Origin of the sequence: Streptomyces sp. NBC_01454, assembly GCF_036227565.1 — a bacterium.
In the GTDB taxonomy this organism is placed as follows: domain Bacteria; phylum Actinomycetota; class Actinomycetes; order Streptomycetales; family Streptomycetaceae; genus Streptomyces.
Map to the genome: position 1 here is coordinate 3,846,909 of NZ_CP109460.1, position 24,634 is coordinate 3,871,542.

Annotated in this window: 23 protein-coding genes and 2 tRNA genes; 10 read left to right on the forward strand and 15 right to left on the reverse strand. The window is 71.8% G+C overall.

Translation table 11 applies throughout. The annotated features are described in order from the left end of the window. Window positions 1-43: 43 nt before the first annotated feature. Entirely contained in the window at window positions 44-517 is a 474-nt protein-coding gene (locus OIU81_RS16900; RefSeq protein ID WP_329148709.1) for a VOC family protein, read from the forward strand. A 93-nt stretch (window positions 518-610) separates the two neighbouring features. On the opposite strand, the gene OIU81_RS16905 is transcribed toward OIU81_RS16900, so the two are convergent. After that, entirely contained in the window at window positions 611-1,162 is a 552-nt protein-coding gene (locus OIU81_RS16905) for a MarR family winged helix-turn-helix transcriptional regulator (protein WP_329148711.1), read from the reverse strand. A 75-nt stretch (window positions 1,163-1,237) separates the two neighbouring features. On the opposite strand from OIU81_RS16905, the gene OIU81_RS16910 reads away from it, so the two are divergent. Continuing rightward, complete coding sequence (locus OIU81_RS16910; RefSeq protein ID WP_329148713.1) at window positions 1,238-2,563, forward strand: amidohydrolase family protein; 1,326 nt, start codon at window positions 1,238-1,240, stop codon at window positions 2,561-2,563. 458 nt (window positions 2,564-3,021) lie between these two features. Beyond that, window positions 3,022-3,498 (forward strand): hypothetical protein, encoded by a 477-nt coding sequence (locus OIU81_RS16915; protein WP_329148715.1) that lies wholly within the window; start codon window positions 3,022-3,024, stop codon window positions 3,496-3,498. On the opposite strand, the gene OIU81_RS16920 is transcribed toward OIU81_RS16915, so the two are convergent. Next, window positions 3,466-3,702 carry a GntR family transcriptional regulator gene (locus tag OIU81_RS16920; protein WP_443074148.1) on the reverse strand — a complete coding sequence of 79 codons (237 nt, stop codon included), beginning with the start codon at window positions 3,700-3,702 and terminating at the stop codon, window positions 3,466-3,468. The two genes, OIU81_RS16915 and OIU81_RS16920, sit on opposite strands and share 33 nt — an antisense overlap. Before the next feature lie 156 nt (window positions 3,703-3,858). Between OIU81_RS16920 and OIU81_RS16925 the strand changes: the two genes are divergently transcribed. Together OIU81_RS16925 and OIU81_RS16930 are read left to right on the forward strand one after the other, a co-directional pair. Beyond that, window positions 3,859-4,092, forward strand: a complete 234-nt coding sequence (locus OIU81_RS16925) for a hypothetical protein (protein ID WP_329148719.1) — start codon at window positions 3,859-3,861, stop codon at window positions 4,090-4,092. Next, window positions 4,089-4,364 (forward strand): hypothetical protein, encoded by a 276-nt coding sequence (locus OIU81_RS16930; protein WP_329148721.1) that lies wholly within the window; start codon window positions 4,089-4,091, stop codon window positions 4,362-4,364. The genes OIU81_RS16925 and OIU81_RS16930 overlap by 4 nt, the downstream gene beginning before the upstream one ends. 132 nt (window positions 4,365-4,496) lie before the next feature. On the opposite strand, the gene OIU81_RS16935 is transcribed toward OIU81_RS16930, so the two are convergent. After that, on the reverse strand, window positions 4,497-4,715 hold the full coding sequence (locus OIU81_RS16935; protein WP_329148723.1) for a hypothetical protein: 219 nt from the start codon (window positions 4,713-4,715) through the stop codon (window positions 4,497-4,499). A gap of 332 nt (window positions 4,716-5,047) precedes the next feature. Here OIU81_RS16935 and OIU81_RS16940 point away from each other — a divergent pair, with 332 nt between their 5' ends. The 3 genes from OIU81_RS16940 (at window position 5,048) to OIU81_RS16950 (ending at window position 9,189) form a co-directional block, all read left to right on the forward strand. Next, window positions 5,048-5,521 carry a MarR family winged helix-turn-helix transcriptional regulator gene (locus tag OIU81_RS16940; protein WP_329148725.1) on the forward strand — a complete coding sequence of 158 codons (474 nt, stop codon included), beginning with the start codon at window positions 5,048-5,050 and terminating at the stop codon, window positions 5,519-5,521. Between the two features lie 11 nt (window positions 5,522-5,532). After that, window positions 5,533-8,139 carry an MFS transporter gene (locus OIU81_RS16945; RefSeq protein ID WP_329148727.1) on the forward strand — a complete coding sequence of 869 codons (2,607 nt, stop codon included), beginning with the start codon at window positions 5,533-5,535 and terminating at the stop codon, window positions 8,137-8,139. A gap of 216 nt (window positions 8,140-8,355) precedes the next feature. After that, window positions 8,356-9,189, forward strand: coding sequence for a YceI family protein (locus tag OIU81_RS16950; protein WP_329148729.1), 834 nt, complete (start codon window positions 8,356-8,358; stop codon window positions 9,187-9,189). A 45-nt stretch (window positions 9,190-9,234) separates the two neighbouring features. Here the strand turns inward: OIU81_RS16950 and OIU81_RS16955 are convergent, their stop codons facing one another. From OIU81_RS16955 to OIU81_RS16980, 6 genes are all read right to left on the reverse strand, one after another. Continuing rightward, window positions 9,235-10,005, reverse strand: coding sequence for a TetR/AcrR family transcriptional regulator (locus OIU81_RS16955; RefSeq protein ID WP_329148730.1), 771 nt, complete (start codon window positions 10,003-10,005; stop codon window positions 9,235-9,237). A gap of 100 nt (window positions 10,006-10,105) precedes the next feature. Then, window positions 10,106-11,662, reverse strand: a complete 1,557-nt coding sequence (locus OIU81_RS16960; protein ID WP_329148732.1) for an MFS transporter — start codon at window positions 11,660-11,662, stop codon at window positions 10,106-10,108. Between the two features lie 137 nt (window positions 11,663-11,799). Further along, window positions 11,800-14,100 (reverse strand): glycosyltransferase family 39 protein, encoded by a 2,301-nt coding sequence (locus OIU81_RS16965; protein WP_329148734.1) that lies wholly within the window; start codon window positions 14,098-14,100, stop codon window positions 11,800-11,802. Further along, window positions 14,097-15,419, reverse strand: coding sequence for a bifunctional glycosyltransferase family 2/GtrA family protein (locus tag OIU81_RS16970; protein ID WP_329148736.1), 1,323 nt, complete (start codon window positions 15,417-15,419; stop codon window positions 14,097-14,099). Before OIU81_RS16970 ends, OIU81_RS16965 begins: the two co-directional genes overlap by 4 nt. 56 nt (window positions 15,420-15,475) lie before the next feature. After that, on the reverse strand, window positions 15,476-17,011 hold the full coding sequence (locus tag OIU81_RS16975; RefSeq protein ID WP_329155188.1) for a sensor histidine kinase: 1,536 nt from the start codon (window positions 17,009-17,011) through the stop codon (window positions 15,476-15,478). 166 nt (window positions 17,012-17,177) lie between these two features. Beyond that, the gene (locus OIU81_RS16980) at window positions 17,178-17,879 is read right to left on the reverse strand and encodes a response regulator transcription factor (protein WP_329155190.1); all 702 of its coding nucleotides are present in this window, start codon (window positions 17,877-17,879) and stop codon (window positions 17,178-17,180) included. A 431-nt stretch (window positions 17,880-18,310) separates the two neighbouring features. On the opposite strand from OIU81_RS16980, the gene OIU81_RS16985 reads away from it, so the two are divergent. Then, the gene (locus OIU81_RS16985; RefSeq protein WP_329148737.1) at window positions 18,311-18,856 is read left to right on the forward strand and encodes an NADPH-dependent FMN reductase; all 546 of its coding nucleotides are present in this window, start codon (window positions 18,311-18,313) and stop codon (window positions 18,854-18,856) included. Window positions 18,857-18,940: 84 nt separating this feature from the next. Here OIU81_RS16985 and OIU81_RS16990 read toward each other — a convergent pair whose 3' ends face one another. The 3 genes from OIU81_RS16990 to OIU81_RS17000 all read right to left on the reverse strand — a co-directional run bounded on the left by OIU81_RS16990 (window position 18,941) and on the right by OIU81_RS17000 (window position 22,044). Then, window positions 18,941-19,816 (reverse strand): amidohydrolase family protein, encoded by an 876-nt coding sequence (locus OIU81_RS16990; RefSeq protein WP_329148738.1) that lies wholly within the window; start codon window positions 19,814-19,816, stop codon window positions 18,941-18,943. A 147-nt stretch (window positions 19,817-19,963) separates the two neighbouring features. Next, entirely contained in the window at window positions 19,964-20,947 is a 984-nt protein-coding gene (locus tag OIU81_RS16995) for a DUF2797 domain-containing protein (RefSeq protein WP_329148740.1), read from the reverse strand. Window positions 20,948-20,988: 41 nt separating this feature from the next. Continuing rightward, on the reverse strand, window positions 20,989-22,044 hold the full coding sequence (locus OIU81_RS17000) for a GlxA family transcriptional regulator (RefSeq protein ID WP_329148742.1): 1,056 nt from the start codon (window positions 22,042-22,044) through the stop codon (window positions 20,989-20,991). Between the two features lie 44 nt (window positions 22,045-22,088). Between OIU81_RS17000 and OIU81_RS17005 the strand changes: the two genes are divergently transcribed. Further along, window positions 22,089-22,883 carry an NAD(P)H-dependent oxidoreductase gene (locus tag OIU81_RS17005; RefSeq protein ID WP_329148744.1) on the forward strand — a complete coding sequence of 265 codons (795 nt, stop codon included), beginning with the start codon at window positions 22,089-22,091 and terminating at the stop codon, window positions 22,881-22,883. A 75-nt stretch (window positions 22,884-22,958) separates the two neighbouring features. Here OIU81_RS17005 and OIU81_RS17010 read toward each other — a convergent pair. From OIU81_RS17010 to OIU81_RS17020, 3 genes are all read right to left on the reverse strand, one after another. After that, window positions 22,959-23,032 (reverse strand) — tRNA-Met (locus OIU81_RS17010). Window positions 23,033-23,553: 521 nt separating this feature from the next. Then, a tRNA-Arg gene (locus OIU81_RS17015) sits at window positions 23,554-23,626 on the reverse strand. 133 nt (window positions 23,627-23,759) lie between these two features. Then, a complete protein-coding gene (locus tag OIU81_RS17020; RefSeq protein ID WP_329148745.1) occupies window positions 23,760-24,440 on the reverse strand; it encodes an HD domain-containing protein in 681 nt (226 codons plus the stop codon). Window positions 24,441-24,634 lie beyond the last annotated feature (194 nt).

Consider the following 24,634-nt stretch of genomic DNA (forward strand, 5'->3'; position numbering starts at 1 on the left):
CAGCCGCGGCCACCGGCAGCGCATCCGTCCCAGGGAGAAGACCATGCCCAAGATCACCCCCAACCTCTGGTTCGACACCAAGGGCAAGGAGGCCGCCGAGTTCTACTGCTCGGTGTTCCCGAACTCGCAGATCAAGGAGGTCACCCATTACAACGAGGCGGGCCCGCGCCCGGCGGGCACCGTGCTGACGGTGGTGTTCGAGCTCGACGGCCAGGAGTACACGGCGATCAACGGCGGCCCGGACTTCACGTTCAGCGAGGCGATCTCCCTGATGATCAACTGCGCCGACCAGGACGAGATCGACTACTACTGGGCCAAGCTCTCCGAGGGCGGCGAGGAGGGCCCCTGCGGCTGGCTGAAGGACAAGTACGGCCTGTCCTGGCAGGTGGCGCCGGGCGGGATGGCGGAGATGCTCAACGATCCGGACCAGGAGCGGGCGGCCCGCGCCATGAAGGCCATGCTCGGCATGAAGAAGATCGACATCGCCGCGCTCCAGGCGGCGGCGGACGCGGCATAGGGCGGCCGACAGCGTCCCGTATGCCTGCGGTGGCGGCCCGGACGGGGCCGCCGCCCCAGTGGGGCGTTCCTCGGACGGCGGCGTTCCGGCCGCTCACGAGCGGCTGCGGTTCCGTCCCGTGCGGAGCGGCCGTGGGTCCGGGCCACGCCGTATGCCGACCTCGCGCAGCGCCCGGGCGGCCGCGTGCACGGCCGTGGGGGATGCCTCGGCGAAGACGGCCTCGTGGGCGTCGGCATGGGTGCGGACGGCGTGCTCGGCGGTGTGCACCCCGTCCGGGGTCAGCCGGATCATGGTGCTGCGGCCGTCCTCCGAGGAGGGCTCCCGGAGCACCAGACCGCGGGCGGCGAGGTGGTTGACCACGTTGCTGATGCCGCCGGAGGACAGCAGCAGGGCGCGGGCGAGTTCGTTCGGCTTCCTCGCGTACGGCTCACCCGTTCGGCGCAGCGCGGCCAGGATGTCGAACTCCGCGACCGTGAGGCCGAGTTCGGGCAGTATCCGGCGGGTGGCCTGGTCGAGCGCGCCGGCCAGCTGCGTTATGCGTTTCGACAGCTCCGTCGTCGGGCGCAGCACGTCGGGCAGCTCGGCCCGCCAGGCGCCCATCAGCGCGTCGACGGGGTCGGATCCTGGTCCGGGCGCGGCGGTCACGTCCGGCAGGATAGTTCAGCATCATGATAGCTTTCTACAAAGCTTTCTTCCGAGCGTGTAGAGGTGTGATCTGCCATGGGAAGCGAAAGCCGTCGCCCCCCGCGCCTGCTGCTGCGCGGCGGTCTGGTCATCGACACCGACCCCCACCCCACCGTCCACCCGCACACCGATGTCCTCGTCGAGGAGGGCCGGATCGCCGCCGTGGGCCCCGGGCTGCCGCTCGACGGGACCGAGCCCGGCGTCGAGGTGCTCGACGCCCGCGGACTGATCGTGCTGCCCGGCTTCGTCGACACCCACCGGCATGTGTGGCAGGCGGTGCTGCGCTCGGCCGCGGTCGACGCGAGCCTCGACGGCTATTTCAGCCGGATCCTCGACGACCTCGCCGGCCGCTTCACGCCCGCCGACGTGCACACCGGCAACCTCCTCGGCGCGCTGGAGTGCCTGGACTCGGGGATCACCACCGTCCAGGACTTCTCCCACGTCCAGTACACGCCGGAGCACACCGCGGCCGCCGTCGAGGCCCTGCGCGAAGCGGGAATCCGGGCCGTCTTCGGCTACGGCTACCCCGTCTTCGACGAGGCCGCCCGGCAGGCCGACTGGGTACGCAAGGCCCGCACGGTGCACTTCCCCTCGCGCGAGGCCCTGGTCACGATGGCCCTGGCCCCGATCGGCCCCTCCTTCACGCCACCGGAGACGGTGCGGGAGGACTGGCTGCTCGCCCGCGAGCTGGAGCTGCCCGTCGCGGTCCATGTGAGCGCCGGGCCGGTGGCACAACGGCCGATCGCCGCCCTCCAGGAGCTGGGGCTGCTCACCGCCGGCACCCTGTACGTCCACGGGAATTCTCTGCCGGACTCCGAGCTGCGGCTGATCGCCGAATCCGGTGGCGCCGTGGCGATCACGCCGGCGCTCGAGGCCTCGATGCGGTTCGGCGCACCGATGGCGGGACGGCTGCGCCGGGCGGGCGTCACCACCGGGCTGGGCGCGGACGCGGTCACCTCGGCGCCGGGCGATATGTTCTCGCAGATGCGCGCCGCCTTGATGAGCAGTCACTTCGACGGTGACGACGCTCCGGGAGAGCCCTCGGTCACGGCGGCCGACGTGCTGCGCATGGCCACCGCCGAGGGGGCCACGGCGCTCGGCCTGGGCGACGAGGTGGGATCACTGGCCGTCGGCAAGCGCGCCGATCTCGTCCTGCTGCGCGCCGATGCGCTCAACCTCGCGCCCGTGACGCACGATCCGATCGGTGCGGTGGTGACCGCCGCACACCCCGGGAACGTCGATACGGTCCTGGTGGCCGGGCGCGCGGTCAAGCGCAACGGACGGTTGCTGTACGGAGACCTCGCCGGCGTACTTTCCGAGGCCCACCGTGCAGTCGAGCGCCTTGAGGCGTCGAGGTCCTAGTACTCCAGCCGTATTGATCACGAGCATGGTGCACAGTCGGCGGGCTTGATCATGGCGAGGACCTCCGGTGTGGTGAAGGTGTCCACGTCTCACCGCACGGAGGTCTTCGTATCCCACCGTCATGCCCGGCTGACCGCTTTCGGGAGGCGGGGCTCGGGCCCGGGAAACAGGGACCTGGCCGGCGTCCCTCCTGCACAGTCCCGTTCGGCGTCTCGTACGGTGTCCGAGCACGGCTGCACTGGCCATGTACAAGGCCTCAAGTACACCCAGCACCAGGACTCGTACCAGAACGTGAGCCTGCAAGGCCGACTGCCGGCAACGGAAAAGGCCGAAGGGCAGCAGAAGATCCGCATCGTCCGCCCGCACCCGGATTGGTACGGAGAGGCATGGCCGACGGAGTCACTCAGCACGAGGCACGGCCGCATCCGTCCCGGCGCTGGTGGGCAACGGTTTTTCCGGTGCTCTTGCTTTCGGCGGCTGCTGTCGCCTGTTTCGTCACCACCCTGGCGCTGTCCAGCGCCCACATCCACCACCAGTCGGCTGCCTGTCGCTACATGGCAGTGCCGTGGACACACTTCGCATCTGCCTACGGCGGCCTGCTCGCAGCCGTAGCGGCGGTGCTCGTCCACCTGCTGATGTCCCGCGCCGTACGCCGTGGCGGGATCCAGCCCACGTCCGGCCGGCAGAGCTGGGTTCCCGCGCTCTTCGTCGTCATCGCCGGCTTCATGATTTCCCTGACGGCGGTGGCGGTCGCCCTGACCCACAAAGACGCCGCCGAGGTAGCCGCGAACATCGGAAAGCCGCTGTGTGAGGGCCAGGACGAGACATGCCTCGGTGTCGCCGCTCAGGACGGCGGCGGCCCCGTCGTGGCGCTGGAAGCCGCGAGGGGTGCGAGGGTCGCGTCAGGCACCCGGTCGCCGCTGCGTCACGAATGAGCCCATGCCGGGTGTGGTGACGATGAGCCCTTCGTCCCGGAGGGCGGCGGTGACCTTGCGGATGGTCACGCGCGCGACGCCGAACTCCTGCTCCATCCGCACCTCGGAGATGAGATGGCGTGGTGGGTATGTGCCGTCCGCGATCCGCGCTCGGATCACGTCGGCAATCTGCGTCCACTTGGGCACCGTCGGGTCGAACTCCATCACGAACGGGACTGTACGCACGGGTAATTAGACAGGCATAGAGGGGTATAGCTATAGACAGGGGCTAACAGGAGCCTTTATGGTGGCGCGACAAAGACCCCGGCGGGTGCGCCAACACCCCCGGGGCACGGCCAGCGCTGCTCAAGGAGCGTCGACATGCAGAACCTTATGCGCCGCCTGCTCGCCCGGTTGGGGAGGCGTCGGGTCCACCCCGCCCCCACGGTCACGCACCGGCCACAGCGACCGCCCCGCCGACCCCTCCACCGCGGCCCCGAATCCCCGATCGACGCAGAGACCACCCTCCTCGTACGGCCCTACCTCCTCGCTCACGAGCGCCAAGAGGCGCAGCGCGAGGGGGCGTTCCTGCGCGCGATGGCGGTCGTCTCATGAGCGGCGGGATGCGGCTGCTGCCCTGGAGCGGGCCGGACGGGCAGCGTTGCTACCTCTCCAGCGACGAGGGCGGCGGGTATCTGTCAGAGCTCGCCGACGACATGGAAGCGGCTCAGCTCGGCACCGGCGAGGAGCTGCTCCGGCACACGGCCGAGCTGCTGAACGGGCCGGCGGAGGCGACCGCCGACGCACTCCACTTCTGTGTCCACAGGCTGTGTGAAGCGCTGCGGGACGCACTGCGGATCGCGGAGAGCAGGGGGCGCGTGACGTAGCCGGGGGCGGACAGGCCGAGGGCCCGGCAGTGCGATGCCGGGCCCGTACGCGTGAAGACGACTGCGTGAGACCGTCCGTGGGAAGACAGCTGCGTGAAACCGTCCGCGTGAAGAACGGCTGCGTGGGACTCGTTACGCCAGCGCCAGCCAGGCCGCGCCCGCGATGACCAGGACCGCGACGATCACGCCGACGATGACGCCCACGCGCGGACCGGACGACTGCTGCGGGGCCGGCGCGCGGCGGCTGCCGGTCTGCGGGGTGCCGCCCTCGTCCACGAAGGCCCGGAACATCTGCGTATTGCCCGCCGGGTCGTAGTTGCCGCCGGCCTGGTTCTGCGGGTTGGTCGCCATGGGCAAGGACCCTAGCGAACCGGGAACGAGCGGGCACCCCTGGGTGCGCACCGCGGGCGCCTACGGAGCGGGGACGGAGCGCGCACAGGGTGTGGGCGGGGTCACGGGCGGGTCGTCTGAGGGTGTCCCGCTACCGACCGGTATCGGCCGGGCTCCCCGATGACGCCTCCGACCTGCGCCTTTGCGGGGCGCATCGCACCCGTTGACCGCCGACCGCCACAGACTTTCCTTTTCCTTTACTTTCATTCCGGACCAATCGTTTGCCTTCAGCAACCAACTTGCCTATGGTTGCCTCAAGCAACAAAGTGCGCGCGAGGATCGTGGAGGAGCCGGTGGCCGCTCACCGTCAGTTCGAGGAGCTGGCCAGGCAACTCAGCGCCATCGGCGCCGTCAAGCGCGAGATGGGGCGGATCCTGCCCCAGGACTGCCCGCCCGCCTCGGCCGGCGTGCTCACCCTGCTCGACCGGCACGGCGAGATGCGGATGAGTCAGCTCGCCGAGCTGCTCGCCATCGACATGTCGGTGACCAGCCGGCATGTGGCCCATGTCGCCGAGCGCGGCTGGATCGAGCGGGAGCCCGATCCGGCGGACAAGCGGTCCCGGCTGCTGCGGCTGACGCCGAGCGGCCGGGAGCTCCTGGAGGAACTCTCCGCGCGCTGCACGGCCACGCTCGCCCGCTATCTGAACGACTGGACCGACGCCGACGTCGGACACCTCAACGAACTGCTCGCCAGGCTCCGTACGAGCTTCGGCGACTGTCGCCCCCGGGCGCACCACGACTCCACCACCCGTACACCCGCGGAATGAAAAGGAACCACATGGCTACGACCACACCAGCCGGTGTGCGGGGCGGCCACGCCAGACATGGAGGCGGACACCACGCCTCCGACGGGGCCCCGATGACCCACCGTCAGATCATGGAGGCACTGTCCGGGCTGCTGCTCGGCATGTTCGTCGCCATTCTGTCGTCGACGATCGTCTCCAACGCGCTGCCCGAGATCATTCACGACCTCGACGGCGGGCAGAGCTCCTACACCTGGGTCGTCACCGCCTCGCTGCTGGCGATGACCGCGACCACCCCGCTGTGGGGCAAGCTCTCCGACCTGTTCAGCAAGAAGCTGCTCGTCCAGTTCGCGCTGATCATCTATGTCACGGGCTCGGTCATCGCCGGTCTGTCGCAGAACACCGGCATGCTGATCGCCTGCCGGGTGGTGCAGGGCATAGGCGTGGGCGGGCTGTCCGCCCTGGCCCAGATCGTGATGGCCGCGATGATCTCCCCGCGGGAGCGCGGCCGTTACAGCGGCTACCTCGGTGCCACCTTCGCCGTCGCCACCGTCGGCGGCCCGCTGCTCGGCGGCGTCATCACCGACACCAGCTGGCTCGGCTGGCGCTGGTGCTTCTACGTCGGTGTGCCGTTCGCGATCATCGCGCTGGTCGTGCTGCAGAAGACCCTGAAGCTTCCCGTCGTCCGGCGCGAGGGCGTCAAGGTCGACTGGGCGGGCGCCTTCTTCATCAGCGCGGCGGTCTCGCTGCTGCTGGTGTGGGTGACGCTGGCCGGCGACAAGTACGACTGGATGTCGTGGCAGACCGCCGCGATGGTCGGCGGCGCGGTCGTGCTCGGCGCGGTCTTCGTCTTCGTGGAGACCAGGGCCAAGGAGCCGATCATCCCGTTGCGGCTGTTCCGCAACAAGACGATCACCCTGGCCTCGCTGGCCTCCCTCTTCGTCGGCGTCGCGATGTTCACCGGCACCGTCTTCTTCAGCCAGTACTTCCAGCTGGCGCGCGGCAAGTCGCCGACGATGTCCGGTGTCATGACGATCCCGATGATCGCCGGCCTGTTCATCTCGTCGACCGTGTCGGGCCAGATCATCACCAAGACCGGCCGCTGGAAGGCCTGGCTGGTCTCCGGTGGCGTGCTGCTGACCGCCGGCCTCGGCCTGCTGGGCACCATCCGCTACGACACCGAGTACTGGCACATCGCGATCTTCATGGCGCTGATGGGCCTCGGCATCGGCATGATGATGCAGAACCTCGTGCTGGCCACGCAGAACCAGGTCGCCCCCGAGGACCTCGGCTCCGCCTCGTCCGTCGTGACCTTCTTCCGCTCCCTCGGCGGTGCGGTGGGCGTCTCGGCCCTCGGTGCGGTGCTCGCCACCCGCGTCACCCACTACGTCAAGGACGGCCTGGCCGACCTCGGTCCCAAGGCCGCCCGGGCCGCCGCGCACGGCGCCGGCAACAGCGGCGGCGGCATCCCCGATCTGGACTCTCTCCCGGCACCGCTGCGCACCGTCATGGAGAGCGCCTACGGTCATGGTGTCGGCGATGTGTTCCTGTACGCGGCGCCCTGTGCGCTGCTCGCCTTCCTCTTCACCCTGTTCATCAAGGAGGTCGCGTTGAAGACGCGTGGCGGACTGCACCAGAGCCCGGAGGGCGAGGAGGCCACGGCCACCGCGCCCGCCACCCCGTCCCTCACCGGCATCCCCGCTCAGGCCGCCGTCCCGGCGCCGTCCGAGGAGCGGGAACTCGCCCTGGTGGGCGCCCCCTCGGTGGCCCCGGACGACGACGCACACGTCCCCTCCTGGGCCCAGCCGGCCGCCGCGACGGCCACCCGGCCGACGGCCGCGTACGCCTCCGCCGGCGGCGGTGACGCCACCCCCACCGGCTCCGCGATCCACGGCTTCGTCCGTAACGCGGACGGCAACCCCGTACCGCGGTCCGCGGTGACGCTGATCTCGCTCGGCGGGCGTCAGTTGGGCCGCGCGGTCGCCCAGGCCAACGGCTCGTACGTGCTCAGCGCCCCCGGCGCCGGCTCGTACGTGCTGATCGCGGCGGCCGACGGCCACCAGCCGCAGGCCTCCACGGTCGTCGTCGGCGACCAGCCGCACGGCTACGACATCCTGCTGAGCGGCACCAGCGGCCTCGGCGGCCAGGTCCGCAGCGCGGCCACCGGGGAGCCGGTCGAGGGCGCGATGGTCGTCGTCACCGATGTCCGCGGCGAGGTGCTGGCCACCGGAGTGACCGGCGCCGAGGGCCACTTCGCCTTCGACGAGCTGGCACCGGGCACCTTCACCGTCGCCGTGAACGCCCCGAACCACCGCCCGGCCGCGCTGCCGGTCGAGGTCGGCGGCCAGGGCACGACCCGGATCGAGGTCGAGCTGCTGTCCGGCGCGCGGGTGCAGGGCATCGTCCGCGCGGGCGGCGACCGACGGCCACTGCCGGACGCCCGGGTGACGCTGGTGGACGCGGCCGGCAACGTCGTGGCCACCTCGACGACCGGGACGGACGGCGCCTACGCCTTCACCGACCTGGACGCCGGCGACTACACGGTCATCGCGAGCGGCTACCCGCCGGTCGCCACCGGCCTCGCGGTCGACGCACGCGGGGTCGACGGATACGACGTGGCACTCGCCCACCCCGGGGACTGACCCCCGGGTCCCGGGACATCCCCCGGGAGCAAGACCCCGGACCGGGGCGCGCGTGGAGCGGAGGCGCGCCCCGGACCGGACCCCAGGGCTCCGGCGGCGGCGTGGCACACAGGCAGGGGACGGCCTGCACGCCGCCGTCCGGAGCCCGACACTCCCCCGGCCCGCGGCGCCGCTCCGGGCAGGGGGCACCCCACCAGGCAAGAATCGGGAGAGGCAATGACTTCGACGGGCGCGGGACTGCGGGCCCAGATCCGCACACGGGACGGCTGGGCGGTCCAGCACGCCGTACTGACCGTCACCGACATGACGGGCGCGCAGGTGCTGCGCGCGGCGGCGGACGAGGAAGGCGCCGTCCGCAGCGCCGAGCCGCTGCCCCCCGGCCCGTACACGGTCATCGTGACGGCCGTCGGCTACGCGCCGGCCGCCTCCACGGCGATCGTGACGGCCGGCGGCCGGATGGACGTGGGCAGTGTCGTCCTGGCACGGCAGGGCGGGGCCGAGCTGCCGCCGCCCGGCGCCTGGACCATCGACCCGATGCACTCGTCGGTGGCCGCGGTCGCCCAGCACCTGGGGATCTCCAGCGTGCACGGCCGGTTCACCGAGTTCAGCGGCCGGATCGAGATCGCCGAGGACCTGGAGAAGTCGCGGGTCGAGGCGGTCATCAAGGCCGCCTCCATCGACACCGGCAACGGGATGCGCGACGGCCACCTGCGCTCCGAGGACTTCCTGAACGTCGAGGCGTACCCCGAACTCACCTACCGCAGCTCGGGTCTGGCGCCGGCCGGCACCGACCGCTGGACGGTGCACGGTGAGCTGTCGCTGCACGGCGTCGTGCGCCCCGTGGACCTCGAACTGAGCTATCTGGGCACCGGCCCCGACCCGTGGGGCGGGGTGCGCGCCGCGTTCCGTGCGACCGCGGAGCTGCGCCGCGAGGAGTTCAAGATGAACTACAACCAGGTGGTGGCGGCCGGCATCGCGGCGATCGGCACGACGCTCAAGGTCGAGCTGGACATCCAGGCGGTGCAGGGCGAGAGCCTGCCGATGGGGTGAGGCCCCGGGCCTCCCCCGGGCCCCTGGTCTCCCCGGCTCCGGCCGTCAGTCCGACGGCCGGTCGCGCATCGCCTCGATGCCCGCGATCTGCAGGTCGAGGGCGAAGGCGAAGTCGCGGTCGCGCATCTCCGCCATGGTGGCGCCGCCGCGGGCCGCCATGACCTTGGTGGAGTTCTCCAGCGTCTCGGCGAACTCCGGACGGCCCTCGACCGCGCTCATCACCTGCCGGAAATACTCGTCGACGGGCATCCCCGCCTCCGCGCAGCGGGCGTTGAACAGGCCCTCGATGGTGGCGAAGCCGTAGACGAACTGGAAGACGGCGGACAGCCCGCCGGTGATCTGCTCCAGCGACAGCCCGCTCTCCCTCATCACCCGCATGCTGGCGTTGGAGAAGGCGGTGGAGTGCGGGCCGATGTTGATGTACGTGCCCATCAGGCGGGCCACCCAGGGGTGGCCGGTCAGCAGGGCGCGGTATGCGCCGGCCAGTGCGCGCAGATGGTCGGGCCAGTCCTGGCCGGCGTCGCTCTCGTCCGGCAGCCGCATCTCGCCCATGACGCTGTCCAGGGCGAGTTCCAGCAGGTCGTCCTTGGTGTCGACGTACCAGTAGACGGACATCGCGGTGACGCCGAGCCCGGCGGCGAGACGGCGCATGGAGAACTTCGCCAGGCCGTCGGCGTCCAGCAGCCGGACCGTCGCCGCGACGATCTTGTCGAGGCCGAGTCCGGCCGGCTGCTCCGCCTTCCGTTTGGGCGGGGGGCGTTCGGTCAGCCAGACACTGTTCGGCCGCTTGTCGGCGCGGCCGTCCGTCGCTGCCATGGCGCCCTCCCTGTTCCTGAGCGTCGTCCGGGGAACGGCCCGTACGGGTGCGGTGCCCGCCACCCGTACGCGCCGTTCACGATCATGTGCACGGACGATGCTATTCCGCCGCGGCGGCGGCCGGTTCCGGGCCGGAGGGTGCGGCCGGCACCACCGGCCCGGGGCCGGTGCGCTCGGCCCGGCTCAGCAGCACCGCGGCGAGCAGTCCGCCGAGGAAGACCGCGGCCGCCCCCGCCAGCTGGCTGACGCCGATGCCGGCGGCGAAGGCGTCCTGCACGGCGATCCGTTCGGCACCTGTACGGGCCCGGTCGAGCGCCGCGGGCAGCGAGCCGGCACCCGCCGCGACCAGCGGAAGCAGCGCCACGAAGCGGGAGTTGAGGACCGCGCCGAGGACGGCGACGCCCAGGCCCAGGCCGAACTCCATCAGCGTGCCGTTGACGCCGGCGCCCACCCCGGCCTTGGCCGGCGGGATCGCGGACATGATGGCGTTGGCCATCGCCGGCATGGCGAGCGCCACGCCGACGCCCATCACGAGCAGACCGGTCAGCAGGCCGCCGTAGCTGTGCCCGCCGAGCAGCGCTATGGCGGCGAGGCCGGCCGCGAGCAGCGACATCCCCGCAATGATCATTCCGGGGGTGCCGATCCTGGGCATCAGCCGGACGCCGAGACCGGTGAAGTTGATCAGGATGACGGTGACGGCGAGCGGCGCCATGCGCAGCCCCGCGTCCAACGGGCCGTAGCCGAGGACCAGTTGGAGGTGCTGGGTGAGCAGGAACAGCGAGCCGCCCATCCCGAAGGCGACGAGGATGCCGCCGGAGACCGCGCCGATGAACCGGCGGTTGCGGAAGAAGTGCATGTCCAGCATGGGATACGGGACCCGCAGCTCCCACAGGGCGAAGGCCGCGAGACCGGCAGCGCCGACGGCGGCGGAGATCAGGACCCGGCCGGACAGCCAGCCGGCCTGCGGCCCGGAGATGATCGCGAAGACCACCCCGCCCATGCCGATCATGGACAGCAGGGCGCCCGGCAGATCCGGCCGCTCACCGCCGCGGCTCCTGGACTCCGGGACCAGGGCGACGACGGCCACCACCGCCATGACGGCGACCGGCAGATTGACCAGGAACAGCGAGCCCCACCAGAAGTGGTCCAGCAGCGAGCCGCCGATCAGCGGCCCGGCGACGAACCCGAGGGAGTTGACCGAGCTCCAGATGCCGATGGCCTTGGGCCGCTCCGCGTCGTCGAAGATCTGCATGACGACGGCGAGGGTGGTGGTCACCAGCAGTGCGCCGCCCACCCCCATGCCGGCGCGGGCGGCGATGAGCTGGCCGGGCGACTGGGCGAGGGCCGCGCCGAACGAGGCGAGGCCGAACAGCACCAGGCCCGTGGCGAGCATCTTCTTGCGGCCGTAGCGGTCGGCGGCGTTGCCGGCAGTGAGCAGCAGACCGGACTGGACCAGCGAATAGGCGTTGATCATCCACTGGACGTCGGCAGTGGTCGCGCCCAGTTCCCGGGTCAGGGAGGGGATGGCGACGTTGAGGACGGTGTTGTCGAGGACCACCGTCAGCTGCGCGAGGCAGATGACGGCGAGGATCAGCCAGCGGGCGGCGTACCGGCCCGTCGGCTGGAGCGTGGTGGCGTCGGAGGCCACGGCGGACATACGGGCTCCCTGTACGGTGCGAGGCGGACGCCTTACACCGTACAGGGACAGCTATACGCCGTACATTTCATTTCCGCCGCGCCGGACGAGGCGGCTCGCGACGCCCGCGTTCCGGCGCGTGGGCCGGTCCGCGCCGGTCAGACCTTCCGGGTCAGGTCGTAGAAGGTGGCGCTGCCGACGGTGACCTTCTGGAAGGTCTTCTCCACCCAGGAAGAAATCTTCGAGGAGTCGCCGCTGCCGCCGGGACCGCCGCGTCCGCCGCCGTGGCCGCCCTTTCCGCCGGGACCGCCGCGTCCGCCGCCGCGTCCGCCCTTTCCACCGGGCCCTCCCCACTTACCGCCGGGGCCGCCCTTTCCGCCGCCGAAGCCGCCCCGTCCGCCCGCGATGAAGTAGTGGATCTTCCCGTCCGCGACGTCCCGCTGGAACTGGGCGAGGGTCGGCGAGGGGTCGCTCCCGTTGAACCCGCCGATCGCCATCACCGGCTTCTGGGTGGCGAGTTGATAGCTCGCGGCGTTCTGGGAACCGATGGCCGCGGCGGCCCAGGTGTAGTGCTCCGCGTCCTTCTCCACCAGCGCCTTGGCCCCCTCGCTCACCTTGGCGCCGTTGAGCAGACCGCCCATCCCGCCACGCTCGCCGAAGCCGCCCGGGAAGCCCTGCCGGCTCCCCTGCTTGCCGCCCCGGGCCGGGCCGCCGGCCGCCGGCGGCAGGCCCCGCCCGCCCCGGCCCGCGCCCGGTACGCCACCCGGCACACGGCCGTTGTTGCCGCGCCACATCCGGCCCTGGCGGCCGCCCGGGAAGCCGCCGCCGGGCCCGCCCATGGCACCCCGTACCGAGGGCCCGGCCGTGACGATCGACCCGTCCTTGGGGGTGTTGACCGTGTCGAGGGTGTACGCCACCGGCCCGGCCAGCGCCGTCACCACCGCGAGCCCGGCCGCGAGCACCGCGACCCGCCGGCCCGCGCCGGCCCCGTCCCCGTCCGCACCGCCGTCCGGCGCGGCCCTCCACAGGGGCGCCCCCGGACGTGCCGCCGACAGCAGACCGGCCGCCGCGAGCAGACCGAGCACCAGCGCCGTCCAGCGCAGCCACGGCAGCCACTCCGGCGAGCGGTTCAGCAGCACGAACGACCATCCGGCGGTCACCGCGACCGTGCCGGCCAGCACCGCCGCGGCGAGCCGCCCGCCGCGCCGCCACAGCAGCGCCGCGCCCATCCCGACCAGCGCCGCGATGTACGGGGCCAGCGCGATGTTGTAGTACTGGTGGAAGATCCCGGACATGAAGCTGAAGATCGTGAACGTCATCAGCAGCGCGCCGCCCCAGACGAGGAACTCCGTGCGCTGCGCGGCCTGTTCGGCGGCCACCGCACGCCGCGCCCGCCACAGCACGCACACCGCCGCCACCAGCAGGATCAGCGCCGCGGGCAGCAGCCACGAGATCTGCCCGCCCATGTCGGACGAGAACAGCCGGGTGATCCCGGTCTGGCCCCATCCGCCTCCGCCGCCACCGCCGCCACCGCCACCGCCGCCTCCGCCGACACTGCCGGTCTCATTGCCGCTGATCCGCCCGAAGCCGTTGTAGCCGAAGGTCAGCTCCAGGAAGCTGTTGTGCTGCGAGCCGCCGACGTACGGGCGCGAGGACGCCGGCCACAGCTCGACGATCGCCACCCACCAGCCTGCGGACACCACCATCGCCAGCCCGGCGAGCAGCAGTTGGCCCAGCCGCCGGCGCAGCGTCACCGGCGCGCAGCAGGCGTACACCACGGCAAGCGCCGGCAGGATCAGCCACGCCTGGAGCGTCTTGGTGAGGAATCCCAGGCCGAAGATGACCCCGGCCAGCACCAGCCACCTCGTGCGGCCGTCGGCCAGGGCGCGCAGCACCGCCGCGACCGCGCAGACCATCAGCAGGCACAGCAGCGCGTCGGGGTTGTTGAACCGGAACATCAGCGCCGCGACCGGCGTCACCGCCAGCGCCCCGCCCGCGAGCAGCCCGGCGCCCGCCCCGAACCGCCGCCGCACGGCCGCGTACAGCACCCCGACGGTGGCCACGCCCATCAGCACCTGGGGCACCAGGATCGCCCACGAGCTGAGCCCGAAGAGCCGTACGGACAGCGCCATCGGCCACAGCGCGGCCGGCGGCTTGTCGACGGTGATGGAGTTCGCCGCGTCCGAGGAGCCGAAGAAGAAGGCCTTCCAGCTCTCGCTGCCGGCCTGCACGGCAGCCGAGTAGAACTGATTGGCATAGCCGGAGGAGGACAGGCTCCAGAGGTAGAGCACCGCCGTGACCAGCAACAACGCCAGCAGCGCGGGCCGCGCCCAGCGGGGGTCGGCCACCTGGTGCGGCGCCGCGGATGGCTCCCGGGAAGCCGGCGGCGCTCCCTCCGGTGGCGTCGCGGGGGTCGGATACGGCGGCCGGGCCGGCGTACCGGACGGGTGCGGGGTCATCGAGCGCTCCTGGAGAAGTCGTTACGGTCGTGCGGAACGGGCAGCTGCGCCGCGGCGGTCTCGTCCGCGCGCTCACGGTCCGGAAAGACCCAGGCGCGGAAGAGCAGGAACCGCAGCACGGTCGCCGCCAGATTGGCGGACACCAGCACCGCGAGTTCGGTGCCGTGCGAGGGGATGCCGCTGGCGGCGTCGAGAGCGGCGAGGGAACCGCTGGTCAGGACGAGTCCGATGGCGAAGACCACCAGCCCCTGGGCCTGATGCCGGACCGCCCGGTCCCGGCCCCGTACGCCGAAGGTCAGCCGCCGGTTGGCGGCCGTATTGCCGAGCGCCGAGACCAGCAGGGCCGCCGCGTTGGCCGGCTGCGGACCCACGCCGAGCCGGAAGAGGGAGTACAGCCCGAGGTAGAGCAGGGTGCTCAGCCCGCCGACGACACAGAAGCCGACGAGCTGACGGGCCAGCCCGCCCGGTACCCCGGACAGTTCGCGGTCGCGCGGATCGTCCCCGAACGGACGGGCCAGCCGGTCCAGCGGCAGCGCACCGGTCGCCAGCGCCCGCCCCACCCGCCACACGCCCTTGAGGTCGTCGGTGGCCGTCCGCACGAGGTGCACGGTGCTGTCGGGATCGTCGATCCAGTCCACCGGCACCTCGTGGATCCGCAGCCCGGCCCGCTCCGCGAGGACCAGCAACTCGGTGTCGAAGAACCATCCGGTGTCCTCGACCATCGGCAGCAGCCGCGCGGCGACCTCCCCCCGGATGGCCTTGAACCCGCACTGCGCGTCGGAGAAGCGGGCGGCGAGCGAGCCGCGCAGAATGAGGTTGTAGGCGCGCGAGAGGAACTCCCGCTTCGGCCCGCGCACGACGCGGGCACCCCGGTTGAGCCGGGTGCCGATCGCCAGATCCGAATGCCCGGAGATCAGCGGAGCCACCAGCGGCAGCAGCGCGTTGAGGTCGGTGGACAGATCGACGTCCATATAGGCCAGCACCGGCGCCTCGGACAGCGACCACACGGTGCGCAGCGCCCGTCCGCGCCCCTTCTGCTCCAGCCGCACCGCCGTGACCTCGTCGATCGCGTCGTCGAGCCGCGCGGCGACATCCGGCGTACGGTCCGTGCTCGCGTTGTCGGCGATGGTGATCCGGAAGGTGTACGGGAAGGTGCGGACGAGGTGCTCGTGCAGGCGCCGCACACAGGGCTCGAGGTCCCGCTCCTCGTTGTGGACGGGGATCACCACATCCAGCACGGTCGCGATCTGGCCGAGGCGCAGATGCTCACGGGGCGGCAGGGAGCCCAGCGGCGGGCCGGGCGGCTGTGTCGTCGTCATGCCGACGACACTCACCAACCCCGCTGTCACACCGGTGTGGTGAACCTGTGCCTGGGCTATGAGTGGGGGGCGGGGGGTGTGCTCGGAGGTGCCGGGGGTGCGGGCGGGGGCGGCTCGGTGGATGCGGGGGCGTACGCGGGACGGCGTGCACCCGGGGTCACGGCAGGGGCCGAGGCAGCCGACGCAGCCGAAGCGGCCGACGGCAGTGTCACCGTGAAGACGGTCCGTCCCGGCACGCTGTCCACCCCGACCGTACCGCCGTGCGCGGCGACCACCGCCTGCACGATGGCGAGGCCGAGCCCCGTGCTCCCGGCGGTCCGCGAGCGCGAGGCATCGCCCCGCGCGAAGCGCTCGAAGACGTGCGGGAGCAGCCCGGCCGGAATGCCGGGGCCGTCGTCCCGCACCGCCAGCCGCACCGGACCGCCCCGGCCGGCCGCGACCACCCGCGCGGTCACCGTGGTGCCCTCCGGCGTATGGGTACGGGCGTTGGCCAGCAGATTCACCAGAACCTGGTGCAGCCGCTCCCCGTCGCCGACCACCAGGGCCGGCTCCTCCGGCAGCTCCAGCCGCCACCGGTGACCGGGCCCCGCCACCCGCGCATCGCTCACCGCGTCCACCACCAGCGGCGACAGATCGGTGGGCGCACACGACAGCGGCCGTCCCGAGTCGAGCCGGGCGAGCAGCAACAGGTCCTCCACCAGCCCCGTCATCCGCTCCGCCTCCGACTCGATCCTCCCCAGCGCATGCCGGGTCTCCGGCCCGGGCTGCTCCCGTCCGCGCCGGGTCAGCTCGGCATAGCCCCGGATCGACGCGAGTGGCGTGCGCAGCTCATGACTGGCGTCGGCGACGAAGCGCCGCACCCGCATCTCGCTCTCCTGACGGGCCGAGAGCGCCGAACCGACATGCCCCAGCATCCGGTTCAGCGCCGCGCCGACCTGCCCCACCTCCGTCCGCCCGTCCGACTCGGACGCCGGCACCCGCACATGCAGCGCCACCTCACCACGGTGCAGCGGGAGTTCGGAGACGCGGGTGGCGGTGGCGGCGACCCTGCGCAGCGGGCGCAGCGCGATGCCGACCATCGCGGATCCGGCGATCCCGGCCGCGATCAGCCCGGCGAGCGTCACACACCCCTCGATGAGGACGAGCCTGCCGACCGTGCCCTGGACGTAGCGCAGCGGCAGGCCGAGCATCAGCGTGCCGTTCTTGCCGGTCTGCACCCGGTAGTCACCGAGCCCGGGCACCTCGGTGGTGTGCGGCCTGCCGTCCCGGGGTACCGCGTTCAGCGCGGCGAGCTGGCCCGCGTCCAGCTGCGCCAGCCGGTCCTCGGGCAGCCGCTGGGTCGAGTTGCTCAGCTTCGCCCCGTTCCGGACGGTGCCGTCGGGCCCGATCCGCGCCCCTACCGTCCCCAGGGGCTGGCCTCCCATGGCCACGAAGTCCAGGCCGTTGCCCTGGTTGCGCATCGGATCGTGCGGCCGCGGATCCTCCGTCCGCCGCACGGATTCCTTGACCTGCCCGTCCAGCTGCCCCTGCAAATAGGAGTGCAGGGCAATGGTCGTCACCGTCCCGATGACGGCTCCCACCGCGGCGATCATGACCACCGCCGACACGACGAGCCGGGTCCGGAGCGACCAGCGGCGGCGGGGCGCGGCGGCCCGTCCACCCGGCTCGCCCGACTCGCCCGGCTCGCTCGACTCGCTCGGCTCACGCCGTCCGGATGTCTGAGCCGGTTGTTCGCTCACCGGCCGCCCGGTCACTCCGCTACCCACCGGGCTTGATCAGATAGCCCGCACCCCGGCGGGTGTGAATCATCGGCGCCCGCCCCACGTCGATCTTCCGCCGCAGATACGAGATGTAGAGCTCCACGACGTTGGCCTGGCCGCCGAAGTCATAGCTCCAGACCCGGTCGAGGATCTGCGTCTTGCTCAGCACCCGCCGCGGATTGCGCATCAGATAGCGCAGCAGCTCGAACTCGGTGGCCGTCAGATGGATCTCCTGGCCGTCCCGCCACACCTCATGGCTGTCCTCGTCGAGCACCAGATCGCCCACCGTCAGCCGCGACTCGCTCCGCGCGGCGGTCGCGCCGGCCCTGCGCAGCAGTCCGCGCAGCCGGGCCACGACCTCTTCCAGGCTGAACGGCTTGGTGACATAGTCGTCGCCGCCCGCCGTCAGCCCGGCGATCCGGTCCTCTACCGCGTCCTTGGCGGTCAGGAACAGCACCGGGACGTCCGGCAGTTCCCGCCGCAGCCGGCCGAGCACCGTCAGCCCGTTCATGTCCGGCAGCATCACATCGAGCAGGACCGCGTCCGGCCGCCAACTACGGGCGCAGCGCAGCGCGCCGGCGCCGTCCCCCTCCGCGCGGATGTCCCAGCCCTCGTAGCGCAGCGCGAGCGACAGCAGGTCGGCGAGCGAGGACTCGTCGTCCACGACCAGGACCCGCACGGGACTGCCGTCGGCCCGCAACAGCTCCGGCTGCTTCGCGGGCGCCCCCCGGGAGGTCGAGGCCGAAGCCGGCGTACGGAACGACGCTGAGGACGACGAAGTCACGGTCATGCCCGTGAGCTTGGGAGGCCGCCGTGAGAGCTTCCTTGCGCCTTTCTGTGAATTTCCTGAGAATCCCCCTTGCTCCGCTTCCCCCTCCCCCCGGGGGGCTCGCCCCCACCCCACCCCACTCGCCCCGCCCTGGCCGTACGCGTTCCCGACCGGCCTGGGCCGCCCCCCGCGCGGTCCAGGCCGATCACCACGTGCAAAGCATCGCACCAGCCACTGACAATCGATCTGACCAGCAGTTCTGCCCCCAACGCCGCACGCACCCCGACCCGTTCACCCCTCCCCGTCCGCCGACCCCCGGTCCCTCCTCACGCCGTATTTCGGGTACCGCGTACCGTCACACCATGAGACTCCTCGCCCTCTCGGGCAGTCTGCGGGCACGCTCCTCCAACGGCGCGGTGCTGCGCTCCGCACTCTCCCTCTGGGACGGTCCGACCGGCCTCGCGGACATCGGCGCACTCCCCCACTTCAATCCCGACCTGGACGGCGACGACGACATGCCCCCCGCGCCCGTCGCCACCCTGCGCGCCGAGGTCGCCGCCGCCGACGCCCTGCTCCTCGTCAGCCCCGAGTACGCACACGGCGTCCCCGGCGTCCTCAAGAACGCGCTCGACTGGCTGGTCAGCAGCGGTGAATGCGTCCACAAGCCGGTCGCGGTGATCACTGCCTCGCCGTTCCCCACCGGCGGCGACCACGCCAACGCCCAACTCCGCGAGACCCTGCGCATGATGACCGGCACGGTCGTGACGGCGGCCTGCCGCGAAATCCCCGCCATCGGCCCCAAGGTCGACCCCGCCACCGCACGCGTGGCCGACGAGGACACCCTCGCCGACCTGGGCAGGGCCATGACTCACCTGGCCGAGGCCGCCGCCGCCCCGCTCACCCTCTGACCCCGCCCCGGAACGCCCGGGAACCCTGGCGGGAGGCCCCGCCCCCACCGCTCGCCCGGCCCCTCCGCTCCGCTCACACCCCGCTCACACCCCGAACAACCGCGCCGCGTTCCCGTAGCAGACCCCGCGCAGCCACTCCTCGCCCAGCTCCAGCCGGGTGAGCGCCTCCAGCGCATGCGCGTACCCGTAGGGGATGTTGGGGAAGTCGCTGCCGAACAGCACCCGTTCACCGAGGTCCTTCAGCCGGCCGCGCTCCTCCCGTGGGAACGGCGCGGTCCGCTCGGAGAAGTCGGTGAAGGCCATCGTCGTATCGAGGTGCACACCGGGATAGCGCTGTGCAAGGTCCAGGAAGTCGGCGTACTCCGGCATCCCCATATGGGCGATGATCAACCGCAGCCGGGGATGGCGCGCCAGCAGCCGCGCGATCGGCTCGGGCCCGGTGTGCTTGCCGGGCGCCGGGCCCGAGCCGCAGTGGATGACCACCGGCACACCGGCCTCCGCGAGCGCACCCCACACCGGTGCGAGCCGCGCATCGGCCGGGTCGTACCCGCCCACCTGCACATGCGCCTTGAAGACCCGTGCCCCGCCCGCGAGTTCGGCGTCCACATAGCGGCCGGCGCCCTCCTCCGGGAAGAACGTCGCGGTCCGCAGACAATCGGGCGTACGGGCCGCGAAATCAGCCGCCCAGCCGTTGAGCCACTGCGCCATCCCCGGCTTGTGCGGATAGATCATCGAGGTGAACACCCGCACCCCGAAGCCCCGCAGCACCGCCAGCCGCTCGTCCTCCTCGAACCGGTAGGTGATCGGCCATGCCCTGCCCACCAGCGGCCCGGCTGCGTCAAAGTACGCCCAGACCTTCGCCATCACCCGCTCGGGCATGAAGTGCGTATGCACATCGATCACCCCCGGCAGCCCCAACTCCCGCCAGAATGCGCCGACCCGCTCATCCCCGTCCGCCACGCCGGGCCCCTCCCCTTACGGTTACGCCCCTACGGACCCGCCCGACACGGCTCCCGACAGCGACTCGCCCACAGCTACCTGCACACAGCTACCTGCACACAGCATCCAACGCCCCCGCAGCCCCCGGAACAACCCCCCTCCCCCGGCTCAGAACAACCCCTCCTGCCCACCGTCCTCCCGCTCCCCCGCCCCGCTCACCGCGGCCCGTCCCCTCACCGGCACCGTCGTCACCCGGCCCCCGGCCGCCCCCAGCACCCACCCCGACAACACCCGCGCATCCATCACCGCAATCAGCCCACCGCCCCCACCGGCCCCCTCCCCCTCAAGCTCCCTCTCCCCCTCCCCTTGCTCCCCCGCCAACCGCAGATACACATCCGACCCCACCCCGGCCAGCACCTCCCCCACCACTTCCGCCCCCGCCGTCATCCCGCCCAGCTCCGCCACCTCACCCGGAATCCGGTCGAGCCCGAACAGCTCCGTATGGTCGGTGCACGCGAACTCCACCGGCTCCAGCGTCTCCGGCCAGAGCGCCGGCTCCCGTGCCCTGCCGTGCAGTTGGGCCAGCTCGGCCACCCGCTCCGCCACCGGTGGCAGCGCCCCACGCGCCGCCCGTTTCGCCGCCTTCGTGAACCTGTCGGGCACCGCCAGCGCGCTCTCCAGCACCGCCTCCGCCCGCCGCGCCGCCATCAGCGGCCCCCGCCCCAGCCAGGCATACGCCACCGCACCCTGCTCCACCAGCCGGGCCGCCCCCCGCTCGGCAGCCGTGATCCCCACCTTCAGCAGGCCGGGCCCGAAGTACGCGAGATAGACGCCGTACGGACGGGGATCGTCGGCCATGGTGTCCGCGGCCACCGACCGCGACCGGTCCAGCTGGGCGCAGCGCGCGCACTGGTCCTTGGCGCTCGCACCGTCGAGCACCGCCGCATACGGGCACACGATCCAGCGGCCGGCCCGCCACACGCCCAGACAGCGCCGTTCCCCCACCGCCGCGAACCCCAGCGTCTTGCCCGCGGGGAGCAAGCTCGTCCGCGTCTCCCCGCGCTCGGCGCAGTACCAGCCGAGCCGCTGACCGAACCGCCCCGCCGGCTCCGTCCCGCCGCCCGACCAGCGCGGTCCCGTACATCGCCACACACCGCCAGCGTACGACCACCCACTGACAACCCCGCCCGCGCTCACCCCCCGCCGGTGCCCGCCCCGCCCTCGTTCCCGGGCCCCCGGAAGGTGCTCCGATAGGCCCGCGGCGAGACCCCCACCGCCGACTGCAGATGCTGCCGGAGCGAGGCCGCCGTCCCGAAGCCGGCCTCCGCCGCGATCCGGTCCACCGTCAGGTCCGTCTCCTCCAGCAACTGCCGTGCCCGCTCAATGCGTTGCTGGGTCAGCCACTGGAGCGGCGAGATCCCGACCTCCTCCCGGAAGCGCCGGGTGAAGGTCCGTACGCTCATCGACTCCCGCGCCGCCAGTTCCCGCAGACTCAGCGGCCGGTCCAGATGGTCCAGCGCCCAGGCCCGCGCCACGCCCGTGGAGGAGAGCTGCGGCTCCGGCACCGGCCGCCGGATGTACTGCGCCTGGCCGCCCTCCCGGTGCGGCGGCACGACCGTCCGCCGCGCCACGTCGTTGGCCACCGCCGCCCCGTGATCACACCGGACCATGTGCAGACACAGATCGATCCCGGAGGCGACACCGGCCGCCGTCAGCACCTCGCCGGAGTCCGTGTACAGCACCTCCGCATCCAGCTCGACCGAGGGGAACAGCCGGCGGAAGTCGTCCACCGACCGCCAGTGCGTGGTCGCCCGCCGCCCGTCCAGCAGCCCGGCCGCGGCCAGCACGAACGCCCCCGTACAGATCGACGCGACCCGCGTCCCGGGCCGGATCCGCCCCAGCGCCCCGGCCAGCTCCGCACTCAGCCGCCCGGCCCCGCACCCCTCGCTGCGGTCGTAGTCCGCCCCGGACGCCGGTACGACCACGGTGTCGGCCGTCGCCAGCACCTCCGGCCCATGGGCGACATGAACCGTGAAATCCGTGTCCGTCAGCACCTCGCCGGGCCGCAGCGCACACGTCACCAGCTCATACAGCGGCTCCCCGTCCGCCGACCGGGCCTCCCCGAAGATCCGGTGGACGATGCCCACCTCCATGGGCAGCATCCCGTCCCGCACCAGCACCACCACCCGATGCCGGCGCCCACCGCTCTCCTCCACACCCATGGCTCGATCCTGACACACAATGGCCATCGGGCCACTCGTTCGTCCCCCTTCACCCCCAGAGAGTGGAGGACATGAAGGTCCTCTGGCTGTTCGCCCACCCCGACCAGCGCTCATTGAGCGGCGCCCTCATGACCGAGGGCCTGCGCACCCTCGAGGCCCACGGCCACCGGCACCGCGTCTCCGACCTCTACGCCATGAAGTGGAACCCGGTGGTCGACGCCGCCGACTACGACCACGACCCGGCCGACCGCCTCCTCGTCGGCGAGGCCTCCCAACGCGCCTACAAAGGCGGCCACTTGGCCCCCGACATCCGCGCCGAACAAGAAAAGATCACCTGGGCCGACACCTTGATCGTCCAGTTCCCCCTCTGGTGGTACGGCATGCCCGCCATCCTCAAGGGCTGGTTCGACCGCGTCTTCGTCAAGGGCTTCGCCTTCGGCCTCACCGACCCCGCCACCGGACGCCCCCGCCGCTACGGCGACGGCAAACTCACCGGCAAGCGCGCCATGGTCGTCACCACCGCCGGCGCCCGCGCCGCCACCCTCGGCCCCCGCGGCGTCAACGGAGACCTCAACGACCTCCTCTTCCCCCTCCAGCACGGCACCCTCTGGTACACCGGGATCTCCGTCGTCCCGCCCCTCCTGATCCCCAGCGCGGACCGCACCACCCCCACCGCCTACGCCACCGCCGCCACCCGCCTGCGCGAACGCCTCCACACCCTCCCCACCACCACCCCACTCCCCTTCCGCCACCAAAACAGCGCCGACTACGACGCCAACCTCCTCCTGCACCCCACCCTGACCCAGCCACCCCACACCGGCCCGGCCGCCCACTACACCACCCCACCTCCGCCGGCCCACCTCTGAACGCCCCCGGCTGAACCGCACGCACAAAAGCCGCAGGCCCAGTGGAAGTGAATCCACTGGGCCTGCGGCTATCAGTAGCGGGGACAGGATTTGAACCTGCGACCTCTGGGTTATGAGCCCAGCGAGCTACCGAGCTGCTCCACCCCGCGTCGGTAAACAGAACACTACGCGACTCCGACCCCAACACCTAATCGCTTCCCTGACCCCGCCCCCACACCGCTCAACTACCCCACCTCTACCCCACCTCGCAGACGACTTGTCCATACATATGCCACCCCGCCCCTGAATGAGACCGCACCGACAAGCTCAGACTCCGCCGTCGAACTCCACCGTCAAAGCTGCCGCCCCTTGACTGAATCGACCCCCACCTTTGGGCGCGCGATTCCTCCCATGGGATCCACGCGCCGACCCCGCGGCTATCGGCCTGGGCGTCGTGCCGTACTCGATCGGACGGGGCGGCGCGATCAACAATGGACACGCCCCATGCAGTGCTCCACCTTCGACCGCATGGGGGACATGTCGAGAGGTGCCGGCAACCGCCGGACGATGACGACAGCACGAGCCACCTGACCGGCCTCACGCCGACCACCCGAGGCAGTTGCTGTACCTCGCTGCCGTACGGCACGAAAAAGCCCCCGTCCGGATGATCCGGCGGGGGCTTTGCCTGCTGTGCGCTCGGCAGGATTCGAACCTGCAACCTTCTGATCCGTAGTCAGATGCTCTATCCGTTAAGCTACGAGCGCTTGGCTTTCCGGCAGTTTTTCTTGCCGGTCGGCGTTGCGGGAACAACATTACATGACCTGCGCCGTGAGGCGAAATCCATTGCCCGTAGCCCTTCTGACCTGCGGAAACGTGCTTGTGGGGGTGTTTCGTGGGCTACTCGGGCCAGGGGGAGTCCTCGATGATCCGGACGAAGTTCGGGCGGGTGTAGCCCTCTTCGAAGCGGTCCAGGACGTCGGCCTTCACATTGCCGAAGGTGGTCGCGGGACGGTGCGCCAAGCCCGCGTGGAAGGCATGGAGGATGCGGCGCTTGAAGTCGGGGCGCGGGTGGGCCGCGACGACGGCTTCGCGGGTTGCCGTGGGGAGGGTGTCGTAGCCGATCCCGAGGACGTCGAGTTCGACGCCGGCGGTGACGAGCGCGACCTCCGGGGCCATGTGGTGCGGGATTTCCGGGGTGGTGTGCAGGGCGATGCCCTCCCACACCAGGCGGGCGCGGTCCTCGGGGATGCCGCGGGCCGTCAGGAAGGCACGGGCCTCGTCGGCGCCGTCGAGCTCGAAGCGCTGTTGGGAGGTGCGGAACTTCCCGGTGAGACCGAGGTCGTGGAAGAGCGCCCCCACGTAGAGCAGCTCCGGGTCGAAGTCCAGGCCCTGGTGGAGGCCGTGGTGGGCGCCGAAGAGGTAGACGCGGCGGGAGTGGTGGTAGATCAGGTCGTCGGTGACGTCCCGGATCAGTTCGGTCGCTTCCCGGGCCAGTGTGCTGTCGGGGACGGGGATGCCGCCGATGGCGGGGCCGTCGTCGGGACCGGGCGGGGGCACGGGCGGGCGGTTCGGGGTCATGGATTCAGGGTGGCGCGGTTCGGCTCCGGGTGCCCAGTGTGCGAGCGGGGCGGGTTACCACCATGGATGACCGATATCGGCCGGTTGCCCCTGGCCGCCGGTCGCCCGCAGCTGTGGACAGGTGGGGCGCTCCAGGGGCGTAAGGGGTCCGGGAAGCCCGGAAGCCAGGAAGCCGGGCCATGATCATTGCGGGG

What these genes read in the sequence shown, in the direction of transcription:
- OIU81_RS16900 (WP_329148709.1), top strand. Translation starts at nt 44, where the DNA reads ATGCCCAAGATCACCCCCAACCTCTGGTTCGACACCAAGGGCAAGGAG.
- OIU81_RS16910 (WP_329148713.1), top strand. Translation starts at nt 1,238, where the DNA reads ATGGGAAGCGAAAGCCGTCGCCCCCCGCGCCTGCTGCTGCGCGGCGGT.
- OIU81_RS16920 (WP_443074148.1), bottom strand. Translation starts at nt 3,702, where the DNA reads ATGGAGTTCGACCCGACGGTGCCCAAGTGGACGCAGATTGCCGACGTG.
- OIU81_RS16925 (WP_329148719.1), top strand. Translation starts at nt 3,859, where the DNA reads ATGCAGAACCTTATGCGCCGCCTGCTCGCCCGGTTGGGGAGGCGTCGG.
- OIU81_RS16930 (WP_329148721.1), top strand. Translation starts at nt 4,089, where the DNA reads ATGAGCGGCGGGATGCGGCTGCTGCCCTGGAGCGGGCCGGACGGGCAG.
- OIU81_RS16935 (WP_329148723.1), bottom strand. Translation starts at nt 4,715, where the DNA reads ATGGCGACCAACCCGCAGAACCAGGCCGGCGGCAACTACGACCCGGCG.
- OIU81_RS16945 (WP_329148727.1), top strand. Translation starts at nt 5,533, where the DNA reads ATGGCTACGACCACACCAGCCGGTGTGCGGGGCGGCCACGCCAGACAT.
- OIU81_RS16950 (WP_329148729.1), top strand. Translation starts at nt 8,356, where the DNA reads ATGACTTCGACGGGCGCGGGACTGCGGGCCCAGATCCGCACACGGGAC.
- OIU81_RS16955 (WP_329148730.1), bottom strand. Translation starts at nt 10,005, where the DNA reads ATGGCAGCGACGGACGGCCGCGCCGACAAGCGGCCGAACAGTGTCTGG.
- OIU81_RS16960 (WP_329148732.1), bottom strand. Translation starts at nt 11,662, where the DNA reads ATGTCCGCCGTGGCCTCCGACGCCACCACGCTCCAGCCGACGGGCCGG.
- OIU81_RS16965 (WP_329148734.1), bottom strand. Translation starts at nt 14,100, where the DNA reads ATGACCCCGCACCCGTCCGGTACGCCGGCCCGGCCGCCGTATCCGACC.
- OIU81_RS16970 (WP_329148736.1), bottom strand. Translation starts at nt 15,419, where the DNA reads ATGACGACGACACAGCCGCCCGGCCCGCCGCTGGGCTCCCTGCCGCCC.
- OIU81_RS16975 (WP_329155188.1), bottom strand. Translation starts at nt 17,011, where the DNA reads ATGATCGCCGCGGTGGGAGCCGTCATCGGGACGGTGACGACCATTGCC.
- OIU81_RS16985 (WP_329148737.1), top strand. Translation starts at nt 18,311, where the DNA reads ATGAGACTCCTCGCCCTCTCGGGCAGTCTGCGGGCACGCTCCTCCAAC.
- OIU81_RS17000 (WP_329148742.1), bottom strand. Translation starts at nt 22,044, where the DNA reads ATGGCCATTGTGTGTCAGGATCGAGCCATGGGTGTGGAGGAGAGCGGT.
- OIU81_RS17005 (WP_329148744.1), top strand. Translation starts at nt 22,089, where the DNA reads ATGAAGGTCCTCTGGCTGTTCGCCCACCCCGACCAGCGCTCATTGAGC.
- OIU81_RS17020 (WP_329148745.1), bottom strand. Translation starts at nt 24,440, where the DNA reads ATGACCCCGAACCGCCCGCCCGTGCCCCCGCCCGGTCCCGACGACGGC.